The following is a 10,748-nucleotide window of genomic DNA, read 5'->3' on the forward strand; positions in this document are numbered from 1 at the left end:
TAGACTCAGCGTTCACTTACATCCTCAAACCGGATGAGCGGTGCCGCCCGGGACCGTTCACACCCCCGCCGAGCGAGGAGAGAGAGCATGACCACCAGCACCGGTACGCGCAACGTCCGCATCGTGCCGAGGACGCGAACGGAACGACGGGTCGCCCGGAGGCTCGCGCTGGAACCCGGCGGCCCTCCCAGCGCGCAGGCCCGTCTCACGGGCCAGGCGGTCAGGGCCCTGGTGAAGGGGGTCTGGTCGTCCCTTCCCGACTCCGCGGACGGGCTGCTCCGCTTCCAGCGTGCGGCCGAGCTCGCGGCGGCTCTCCAGGCCGTACCGCGCGGTGTTTCCATCGCCCAGGAAGACCTCGGTACGTGTACGGCCGAGTGGGTGCGGGCCGGGGCGCCCGACGAGCGCAAGGTCTTCCTCTACCTGCACGGGGGCGGCTACTTCTTCGGAAGCGCCCGTCTCTACAGGCCGTCCACCTGGAGGCTGTCGGCGTCCACGGGACGGCCCGTCCTCGCCCTGGACTACCGGCTCGCCCCAGAGCACACCCCCTCGGACGCCCTGGACGACGCCCTCGCCGCCTACGACTTCCTCCTGCGCAACGGCTACGCGCCTCGAGACATCGTCGTCGGAGGGGACTCGGCCGGGGGCCACCTCACCCTCGCCCTGCTGCTGGCCCTCAAGCGGCGCGAGATCGGGCTGCCCGCCGCCGCGCTGTGCCTGTCGCCATGGGTCGACCTGCTGTGCGCGGCGGACTCGCACCGCCTCAACGCCCGCAGCGAGGCCGTCATCCCGGCCGCCAAGCTCGCCTGGCTCGGCCGCCGCTTCTGCGCGGGCAAGGACGAGGACGACCTCCTCCTGGCCACCCGGCACGCCGACCTGACCGGGCTGCCGCCGCTGCTCCTGGTCGCCAGCGGCAGCGAGATCCTCCGGGACGACACCCGCGACCTGGCCGAACGCGCCAGGGCCGCCGGAGTGACCACCGCGTACCAGGAATGGGACGGGCTCATGCACGTCTTCACGGTGTTCGCCGACTTCGTCCCCGAGGGCCGGGCGGCGTTCCGGCACGTCGCCGAGTTCCTCCGCACCGTCGAATCCTGAGCTCGCGGGCGTTCCGGGTTGACGGGACGTTCACCCGGCCGTCGTCCGCGTGTGGTCCGGCGGGCCCATAAACTTGTCCGCCGTGAGCCTCTCCATCGGAATCGTCGGTCTGCCCAACGTCGGCAAGTCCACGCTCTTCAACGCGCTGACCAAGAACGACGCGCTGGCCGCCAACTACCCGTTCGCGACCATCGAGCCCAACGTCGGCGTCGTCGGGGTGCCCGACCCCCGGCTGGAGCGGCTGGCCGAGATCTTCGGCTCCCAGAAGATCATTCCGGCGACCATGGAGTTCGTCGACATCGCCGGGATCGTCAAGGGCGCCTCCGAGGGGCAGGGGCTGGGCAACAAGTTCCTGGCCAACATCCGCGAGACCAACGCGATCTGCCAGGTCATCCGGGCCTTCCACGACCCCGACGTCACCCATGTGGACGGCGACACCGACCCGCTCCGCGACATCGAGACGATCAACACCGAGCTGATCCTGGCCGACCTCCAGACGATCGAGCGGGCCCTGCCGCGCCTGGAGAAGGAGGCGCGGACCAAGAAGGACAAGGACAAGCTCGCGGTCGTCGACGCGGTCGCCGCCGCGCAGAAGCTGCTGGACGACGGCGTCACCCTGTTCGCGGGCGCCGAGCGCGCCGGCATCGACCTGGCCCTGCTGCGCGAGCTGCACCTCCTCACCGCCAAGCCCTTCCTCTACGTGTTCAACCTCGACGAGGAGGAGCTCACCGACGAGGCGCTGCGCGCCCGGCTGCGCGAGCTGGTCGCCCCGGCCGAGGCGATCTTCCTGGACGCCAAGATCGAGGCCGAGCTGATCGAGCTGCCCGACGACGAGGCCCTCGAACTGCTCCAGGGCATGGGCCAGGAGGAGTCCGGCCTGTCGCAGCTCGTCCGGATCGGCTTCGCCACCCTCGGGCTGCAGACGTACCTGACCGCGGGGCCCAAGGAGTCGCGCGCCTGGACGATCCGCAAGGGCGACACCGCGCCCGAGGCCGCGGGCGTCATCCACACCGACTTCCAGCGCGGCTTCATCAAGGCCGAGGTCGTCTCCTTCGACGACCTGGTGGCCGAGGGGTCCATGGCCGCCGCGCGCACCGCCGGGAAGGTGCGCATCGAGGGCAAGGACTACGTCATGCAGGACGGCGACGTGGTGGAATTCCGCTTCAACGTCTGAGTCCCTCGCGGATGAGTCTGGCCGCGACGTCGTTCTACTGGCGGGGCTGCGCCGAGGGTGAGGCGATCGGCGCCGACCGTCCGATGCTCGAACTGTTGCGCAGCGGCGACACCGTCGCCATGGGGATCGCCCTGGACCACATCCAGCACTCGTGGGCGCTGTCGCGGTTCGGTGGGGACGTGCCGTACGAAGACCTCGCGGGTGAGGTCCTGGAGTGCGCCCGTACGTTGCTGAGACGGCCTCCAACGCCCGCGGCGCTCAGTCCCCAGACCGGAGAGGGCGCCAACCACGCGAGCGCCCTCAACGCGATGATGAGGCGCGGCGAGTACTGAGCAGTCGACCGCACGGCGGGGCGGCGTACACCGCCAGTGATGCGAGGGTTACGGTGATGTGTCGCGAAGTGGACACGATGCCGGATTCATTGGGAAGAAAGTGCGCGCCGCCGCGCCATGTGGTCATCAAGCACCATGGTGCTTGTCTCAAACCGTTCCTAAGGACTGTGCATGAGTTGCTCAGCCGCGCGCCCCGAACGGTCTTGGACGCACTGGTCCCCGGCGTACTCAACCCCGGGGCGGCGACACGCATCCTGTGCGTGGTCCGTTCCCGGGAGGCCGGTTCCCTGTGCGACCTGGCCATGTGGGCTCGACCAGAGGCGACGGGGAGGCCCCAGGCCATCACTCCGGTGGAAAGGGGGCCCCGCACGCTGACATCGAACCCGGCGTCCCAGATTGCGCTACTGAAAGTACAGGGACCAGCACAAACCGTCAAGCCGGATCACTTGGATTGCCCGCATGTTCACTTAACCGACCTCACAGGCGAACAGTTCGCACCCCCGTCCGCACGTCGTTCGGAGTCGCGGGTAGAGGATCGTCACCGTTTGGCAATCTGGCCCGTCGCTGCCGAGGTGAATCGCGTTATCCACAACCGCGTGCCGGGGCTGTGCTTCGTCCGGATGCGCTGGAACAATTGGCGCTCGTGGTTACGCTGGGCCCGGGGTGGGTGCAGGAGACGACCACACCCGTACACGACCAAAGGCACACATGACCGCGCCGACCGGGGGCGAGGCGCGAGCGGAGGCAGGATGGCTCGCAGGTCGGCCGTGCGACACGGCCGTGAGACCGCTGTGGTCGAGGAGGACGCGGTGACCGGCCGCGCGCTCGACCCGTCCGCCGACCCCTGGCGGGCGAGCGACGCCGACCGGCGGCGCGGGCGGTCCGGCGGCGGTTCGCGGGGCGGCGGCCGCTGGGGCGGCTCCGGCGGGCGCTGGTGGGTCTGGGTCGGACGCGCCGTCCTCTGGGCCGTCATCATCGTCATCCTCGTCAACGGGATCCGCGCGCCGTTCGAGCGCTTCACCGCGACCGAGACCCCGTCCACGGGCGCCCCCGCCGCCGACAAGGGCAAGGGCGCGGACTTCCCCACCAGTGCCGCGGGCGCGTTCGCGATGCAGTTCGCCAACGTCTATCTCAACTACGACCAGAAGAGCGCCGCCGGCCGCGAAGCGCAGTTGCGCACCTTCGTGCCCGATGGCGCCGACGGCCAGTTCGGCTGGAACGGCGTCGGCCAGTTGCTGGTGCAGTCGGTCCAGGTCGCCGGAGTCGACGCGCGCGACGCCAACAACGGCGTCGTCACCGTGCTCGCCCGCGCCCAGGACAAATGGCTCCGGCTGGCCGTTCCCGTGTACGCGAACAACGGCGCCATGGTCGTCCCCACCCGCCCCGCGCTGCTGCCGCCCCCGGCCAAGGCCGCGCCGCCGCAGCAGGGCGTGCAGGAGCGCGACACCGCCCTCGAGGGCGAGCTCGCGGCCATCCTGAACGACTTCTTCGACGCCTACGCCCGCAGCAACCAGGCGGCCCTGTCGCGCTTCTCCGACGGCGCCGTCATCGCCGGGCTCGCCGACTCGGTCAGCTTCGTCCAGGTCAGAGCGGTCGTCGCGCCCAGGGGAGAGGCCGGTAAACGCACGGTCACCGCCACTGTCGCCTGGGGCGTGCCCGGCACCGCCGGAGGCGGCGAACTCGAGCAGACCTACGAACTCGCGTTGGTGAAGAAGGGCACGACCTGGTACGTGAGAGACATACGCGGCACCACACAGCCGGGTGCGTCATGACGGGGCCAAGCCGTGACGGCGCGCCCTCGCCCCGTATCCGACACATCCGTCGACCCAGGAAGGTAGTCAGTCGATGCTGCACCACATGATGGCGTCGATTCCGTTCGAGGTCCTGGCGGCGCCGAACGACGATCTGCAGACCGATAAGCTGGCCGACTGGCTGCGGCAGATATTCGGCCCCCTTTTCCTCGTGATCGTCTCCATTGTGGCGATCTTCTTTCTGTTCACCCGCGAGATCACGCGGTTCGTTCAATTCATCGTGCTCGCCATCGGAATCGGGGTGGTCTTCTACGTGCCCAACATCATCGAGACCACGGCCAGGGCGATCGCCCGGGCCCTGGGAGTGGACTTGACCTGACCTCGGCACGGCGGTCACCGAGAGCAGGGGCGGCCCCGCGCGCCGGGGCCGGCAGGCGACACTGTGCTCGCACAGTTAGGGGAGTAGGGGCGTGGATCTACCCACGTACACGAACATATGGCGCATTGAGAAGCGGCTGTACAAGCTGTACGACCTGCGGCTTCCGATGCCGCTGCCGATGGTCCAGATCGGCGTGTTCGCCGGCGTGTTCGTGCCGTGGATCCTGCTGCTGCGCTTCGTGGGCATCCCGTTCGAGTCCCCGTGGCACGTCCTCTACATCGTCCCCCCGGGCGTCCTCACCTGGCTGGCCACCCGCCCGGTCATCGAGGGCAAGCGGCTCACCGAACTGCTCATCTCGCAGAGCCGCTACCTCGCCGAGCCCCGCACCTGGTGCCGGCTGACCCCCATCCGGGAGCCCCGCGAGGTCGTCGTCGTGGCCCGCGTGTGGCGCCGTCCCCAGGCCGCCGCCCCGGTCGCCGCCCCCGAACGCGCCGCGCTCAAGACCCGCCGCAGGGCGCGCAAGCAGCAGCGCCGCCCGGTGGTCGAGGAGGCCCCGGTCCCCGCGTTCGCCCCGTCCCCGGCCGTGGCGTCCGCCCCCCAGCCCCTCGCCGAGGTCGCCGCCCAGCGCGAGTCCGCCGGCTTCGACGACGCCCGCCCGGCCGCCCCTCCCGCCAAGCCCTGGCGCCGCACCACCCGCGACATCTCGCACGAGGAAGAGGCCCCGCGCCCGGCTGACCTGGAACACCCCCCGGCCACCCCCCAACTGGAACTCGGCGCCTCCGGAAAACGAGCCTTCGCCTCGGGCGTCCGCCGCCCGGGCGGCGCCCCGGAATTCTGGAAGGCCGACGACCAGCCCCCCACCGAAGCGCCACGTCCGGCCACGCCCGTCCCCGAACCGGGCGACAAGCGAGTAGCCGGCCAAAGCCCGGCCCCCCACCCAGGCGCAGCGCCCCCTCCCCCCGGGCACAACAAGCCGGTCCCCACCCCCCAACCCCCCAACGAGCCCATGCGCGGCTTCGAACCTCAAACGAACACCCCCCACACCCCCCCAGCGTTCGGCACCCCCCGCCCCGACGAACCCCCCGCCCCCGGCGAACGCACGGGCGGCGACCGTGCAACTGGCCTCGAGCCCAGGACGGACGCGGCCCCCGCGTCGGGTGCGCCCGGCGAGCATGCCGGTGCCGAGCGTGCGGGCAGCTTGGAGCCTCGAACGGACGCGGCCTCCGCGTCCGGCACGCGCGGCGAGAGCGGGCTTGGCGCCAAGCCGCGCACCGAGGCGGTGCCCGCATCAGGCGCGCCCGCTGAGCGTACGGCCGGCTCCGAGCCCCGGACGGACGCGGCCCCCGCGTCGGGTGCGCCCGGCGATCGTGCGGTTGGCGCTGAGTCCCGCAGCGAGGCGATGTCCGCGTCCGGCGCGCCCGACGAAAGCGCGGGCGGCGACCGCGCGGGCGGCTGGGAGCCTCGGACGGGTGCGGGCTCCGCGTCCGGCGCGCGCGGCGAGCGTGCGCGCGACGAGAGTGTTGGCGCCGAGCCTCGCGGCGATGTGGTGGCCGCGCCTGGTGCAGGTCGTGAAGGGGCGTCGACTGGTGCGGCGTTCGCCGGTGGCGAGTCTCCAGGTGGGGGCGCGTCGGTGCCGGAGGAGGGCGACAAGCGGGTCGCCGGGCGGAAGCGGACGCCGGCGCCCGAGCAGCAGGGTGCTGTGCCGCGTCCGGCTGCGGCCTCGCACGGTGCGGAGGGGCACGGCGAGGCTGTTCCGCGTCCGGGTGAGGGCACGCGTGTGCGGGGGAGCGCTCAGGAGCCCGTGGCCGGGCGTCCGGGCGAGGCGCCGCCCACGCGGCCGGACGTCCCGCAGCGGGCCGCGGCCACTCGGCCCGACATTCCGCAGCAGCCGAAGCCGACCCGGCCCGACATTCCAATGGTGCCCGGAGCGTTCGGGGCCGGGGGCGCCGAGCCGCAGCGGCCGGAGCAGGAGGCACCGCGCGAGGACGCCCCGCGCCTGGAGCCGCCCAGGCCCTGGTCCGAGGAGCTGTCCAAGCCGTCCCGCGAGGGTGCGGCCGACGCGCCCACGTGGCCGCCCGTCCCACAGCCCCAAGGGCAGCCGCCCTCGCGGGACGTCCAGCCGGAGGCGCCTGCGGCCGGGCACGCGGGCAGGTTCCCCATGTCGGGGCCGGCGCCCCGGCCGCCCGCGCACGAGGAGCCGCCGCCCGCGCCGTCGCGCGAGGTGCGCTCGGGTCCCGCGTCGCCGGTACGGCCGCGTCCGCTGCCGCCGCCCCCTCCCGCGCCGCCGTCCGAACCGGCGATCACCCCGCCCGGGCCCGAGCACGAGGTCAGCTCCGGCGGTCTGCGCCGGCTGATCCAGGCCGTCGGCGGCGGGCACGGCGAGGCCGACGCCGAGTACCAGCAGCGGCTGCAGCAGCCGTTCCAGGGCACCCGCCACATCGTCGTGCTCGGCTGCACCGGCGGCGCGGGCCAGACCGTGACCGCGCTCATGCTGGGGCACACCTTCGCCCAGCACAACGGGGAACCGGTCGTCGCGATCGACGTCAACCCCGGGCCGGGCGCGCTCGCGCGCAGGACGCGCAGCGAGACCAACGAGACGCTGACCGGCCTCATCACCCGCGCCGACCAGGTCAACAGCCTCACCGCGATGCGCCGCTACACCTCGCAGGCCAAATCGGGCCTGGACGTCATCGCGGCCGGGAAGAACCCGCTGCAGGCCCTCGACGACCGCGACTACGCGCTGGCCATCCGCACCATCGACCGGTTCTACTCGGTGACGCTGCTGGACGCGGCCGCCGCCGTGGTCGCGCGGGTGCTGCCGTACGCCGACCAGATCGTGCTCGTCGCGCCCGCCAGCGCCGACGCGCCGCGCGCGGTGGCGATGACGTTCGAGTGGCTGGACGGGCACGGGTACGAGGAACTGCGCTCCCGCGCCGTGACCGTCATCAACGGCGTCAGCCGCCGCAGCATGGACGACGTCGAGCAGGCCGAGGCGGTGGCCCGCGGCCGCTGCCGGGCCCTGGTGCGGATCCCATGGGACGATCACCTGAGCATGGACCGCGCCCCCCGCAACGAGCTCAAGTCCCTGCGCGCGCCGACGCGGCGCGCCTACCTCGCGCTCGCCGGTGTGGTCGCCGGCGGGTTCACCGTCGTGCCCGAGCGTTACCAGGAGCTTCAGCAGGAGCAGGAGGCCACCCGATGAGCGCGACCGGCACCCGGGCGGGCGTCATGACCGAGCGGAGCGAGGGCATGAGCGCGGTTCCCACCGGGGGGTCCGCGGTGACCGAGCGCGGCGAGGGCGCGAACGCGGCCCCCGCCGGGCCGACCCCCCGCAAGGAGGCGGCATGAGCAGGGCGTCCAAGACCGGCCGGCTGGCCGTGCGGTACTTCGACGACCGGGTGCTGCTCACCGACAACGCGGCCTGGGCGTACTTCCGGCTGCCGACGGTGTCGTACGAGTTCACCACCGGCGAGGAGCGCGAGGCCCTGGCCACCAACATCACCATCGCGCTGGCCGGGATCCGGATGCAGGACGCGGAGATCCACCTGCGGATCGCGCACCGCACCTACCCGGCGGCCGACTGGGCGCTGGCGCTGGACCGCACCTCCGACGGCGGGCAGGGCTGGCGGGAGTATCTGGAGGAGACGTACGCGCACGTCTGGGCGAAGGACTTCTGGACCAAGGAGGTCTACCTCGGCGTGCGGCTCGGCTCGCGCGGCGTCGGCGCGCAGTTCTCCGGCGGCGTGCTGGCGCAGTGGCTCGGGTTCTACAAGCGCAGCGAGCAGGTCCTCGGCATCACCGACGACGCGATCGAGAAGAAGGAGATCGCGCGGTGGACCGACCAGGCCGAGCGTGTCGGCCGGGCCCTGGGCGGCTCCGCCCTCTACGCGCGGCACGCCGCGTCCACCGAGGTGGCCTGGCTGTTCCAGCACGCGGTGACGGCGTCGCTGGCCGACCCGCCGCCGTCGGCCGTGCCGCGCCGCACCTGGGGCAAGGGTGAGATCGAGACGCTGGTCGAGGGCGCCATCCACAACGGCCGCTCCTACCTGCGCGTGGAGCAGCCCAACTTCAACGGCGTGGGGACGAGCGCGACCGCGGAGTCCTACGTCGCCTACCTCTCCTTCGCCCGCTTCCCGGACATGATGGCGTTCCCGGACGGGGAGCCCTGGTTCCACTACTGCGACGCGCTGCCGTTCCCGGTCGAGATCAGCTCGCGGATGAAGCTGATCCCGCCGGCGAAGGCGTCCAAGGACGTCTCCCGCAAGCTCGCGCACGCCCGCGACATGGACCAGCACATCCGGGAGGCGGGCGCGGAGGCGCCGATCGCGCTGGCCGAGCAGATCGACGCGGCGCGGATGCTGGAGCACGGCATCACCAAGGAGCGGCTGCCGTTCGTGTACGGCTGGCACCGCCTGATCGTGTCCGCGCCCAGCGAGGAGCTGCTGGCGCAGCGCGTGGACGCGGTCGTCGAGCACTACCGCGACATCAACATCGACGTCGTGAACTCCACCGGCGACCAGTTCTCCCTGTTCCTGGAGTCGCTGCCGGGCGACCGGATCCGCCTCAACGCGTACGCGCAGCGGCAGCCGCTGCGCACGATCGCGGGCGGGATGCCGGTGGCGACGGTCGACCTGGGCGACCGTCCCGACGACGACGGCGAGGGCTGGGTCGGCCCGTACATCGGGGAGACGCTCGGCCGGGCCCGCTCGATCGTGCACTTCGACCCGCTGGTGGCGGCGGCGCGCAACCGTCCCACCGCGGTCGCGATCACCGGCGAGCCGGGCGGCGGCAAGACGACCCTGGCGCTGCTGCTCATCTACCAGATGGCGCTGCGCGGCGTGACGGTCGCGGCGATCGACCCGAAGGGCGACGCCGAGTCCCTGGTCGAGCTGCTCAAGGCGCGCGGCCGCAAGGCGCGGATCCTGCCGCTGGGCTCGGCGGCGCCGGGGCTGCTCGACCCGTTCTCGTTCGGCGACGACCTGGCCGCCAAGAAGACGATGGCGACCGAGACGCTGCGGCTGCTGCTGCCGCGCATGTCGGAGGAGCGCGAGTCCGCGATGATCCAGGCGGTCGGCGCCGTCGCCAACGCCGAGCGTCCCTCCCTCGGCAAGGTCGTGGACCATCTGGAGGGCTCGGGCGACCCCGCGTCCAAGAACCTGGGCGCCGTGCTCCGCTCGATGTCGGAGATGCGGCTGGCCAGGCTCTGCTTCGACCCGTCCGGCGGCGAGCGGATCGACACCGCCGGCTGGACGACCGTGTTCACCCTGGGCGGCCTCACGCTGCCCGACGTGGCGATCTCCCGCGAGGACTACTCCTACGAGCAGCGCCTCTCGGTCGCCCTGATGTACCTCGTGTCCCAGTTCGCCCGGCGGCTGATGCACGGCCTCGAGCGGCGCATGCCGAAGGCCATCTTCCTGGACGAGGCCTGGGCGATCACCTCGACCCCGGAGGGCGCGAAGCTGATCCCCGAGGTGTCGAGGATGGGCCGCTCCCGCAACACCGCCCTGATCCTGGTGTCGCAGAACGCCGGTGACCTGCTCAACGAACAGGTGACCAACTGCCTCTCGTCGGTCTTCTCGTTCCGTTCGTCCGAACGCAACGAGGTGGGGAACGTGATGTCCCTGCTGGGGGTGGAGACCTCCGACGAGCACAAGGCCGTCCTGCGCAACCTCGGCAACGGCGAGTGCGTCTTCCGGGATCTGGACGGCCGCGCGGGCCGGATCGGCGTCGATCTGATCTCCGAGGAGCTGCGGCGCTGGCTGGACACCAACCCGACCCGGTCCCGTCCGGGTTCGGCCGAACTCACGGTTTCGGGGGCAGACGCCGCACAGGGTCGAGGTGGAGCCGGGTGAACACGAGAGGTCAGCCAATGAACCGTCCCCGCGTCCCGTCGCGAGGCGCGCTCGACCGTGCGTCAGCCCGGCGGTTGCAGCGTTCTCCGTCGGAGGGTCTCGACCGGTCGGTGCTCTCGGGGGCGCGCAGGCGTCCGCGCAGGGCACGGAGAGGCCGGTCGATCG

Annotated in this window: 8 protein-coding genes; all 8 read left to right on the forward strand. The window is 72.2% G+C overall.

The features are described 5' to 3' along the window. Positions 1-87: 87 nt before the first annotated feature. The 8 genes from ACZ466_RS30400 (at position 88) to ACZ466_RS30435 (ending at position 10,583) form a co-directional block, all read left to right on the forward strand. Positions 88-1,095 (forward strand): alpha/beta hydrolase, encoded by a 1,008-nt coding sequence (locus tag ACZ466_RS30400; protein WP_378287968.1) that lies wholly within the window; start codon positions 88-90, stop codon positions 1,093-1,095. 82 nt (positions 1,096-1,177) lie between these two features. Continuing rightward, the gene (gene ychF, locus ACZ466_RS30405) at positions 1,178-2,269 is read left to right on the forward strand and encodes a redox-regulated ATPase YchF (protein ID WP_378287969.1); all 1,092 of its coding nucleotides are present in this window, start codon (positions 1,178-1,180) and stop codon (positions 2,267-2,269) included. Positions 2,270-2,280: 11 nt separating this feature from the next. Then, positions 2,281-2,601, forward strand: a complete 321-nt coding sequence (locus tag ACZ466_RS30410) for a hypothetical protein (RefSeq protein WP_378287970.1) — start codon at positions 2,281-2,283, stop codon at positions 2,599-2,601. Positions 2,602-3,350: 749 nt separating this feature from the next. Beyond that, positions 3,351-4,373, forward strand: a complete 1,023-nt coding sequence (locus ACZ466_RS30415; RefSeq protein WP_378293509.1) for a conjugal transfer protein — start codon at positions 3,351-3,353, stop codon at positions 4,371-4,373. A 73-nt stretch (positions 4,374-4,446) separates the two neighbouring features. Further along, complete coding sequence (locus ACZ466_RS30420) at positions 4,447-4,731, forward strand: hypothetical protein (protein WP_378293511.1); 285 nt, start codon at positions 4,447-4,449, stop codon at positions 4,729-4,731. A 91-nt stretch (positions 4,732-4,822) separates the two neighbouring features. Continuing rightward, positions 4,823-7,933 carry a TcpE family conjugal transfer membrane protein gene (locus ACZ466_RS30425; protein WP_464041755.1) on the forward strand — a complete coding sequence of 1,037 codons (3,111 nt, stop codon included), beginning with the start codon at positions 4,823-4,825 and terminating at the stop codon, positions 7,931-7,933. After that, the gene (locus tag ACZ466_RS30430) at positions 7,930-8,079 is read left to right on the forward strand and encodes a hypothetical protein (RefSeq protein WP_378293412.1); all 150 of its coding nucleotides are present in this window, start codon (positions 7,930-7,932) and stop codon (positions 8,077-8,079) included. The genes ACZ466_RS30425 and ACZ466_RS30430 overlap by 4 nt, the downstream gene beginning before the upstream one ends. Continuing rightward, complete coding sequence (locus ACZ466_RS30435; RefSeq protein WP_378293414.1) at positions 8,076-10,583, forward strand: ATP-binding protein; 2,508 nt, start codon at positions 8,076-8,078, stop codon at positions 10,581-10,583. The genes ACZ466_RS30430 and ACZ466_RS30435 overlap by 4 nt, the downstream gene beginning before the upstream one ends. The last annotated feature ends 165 nt before the right edge of the window (positions 10,584-10,748 follow it).

Source organism: Actinomadura rugatobispora (genome assembly GCF_055379765.1).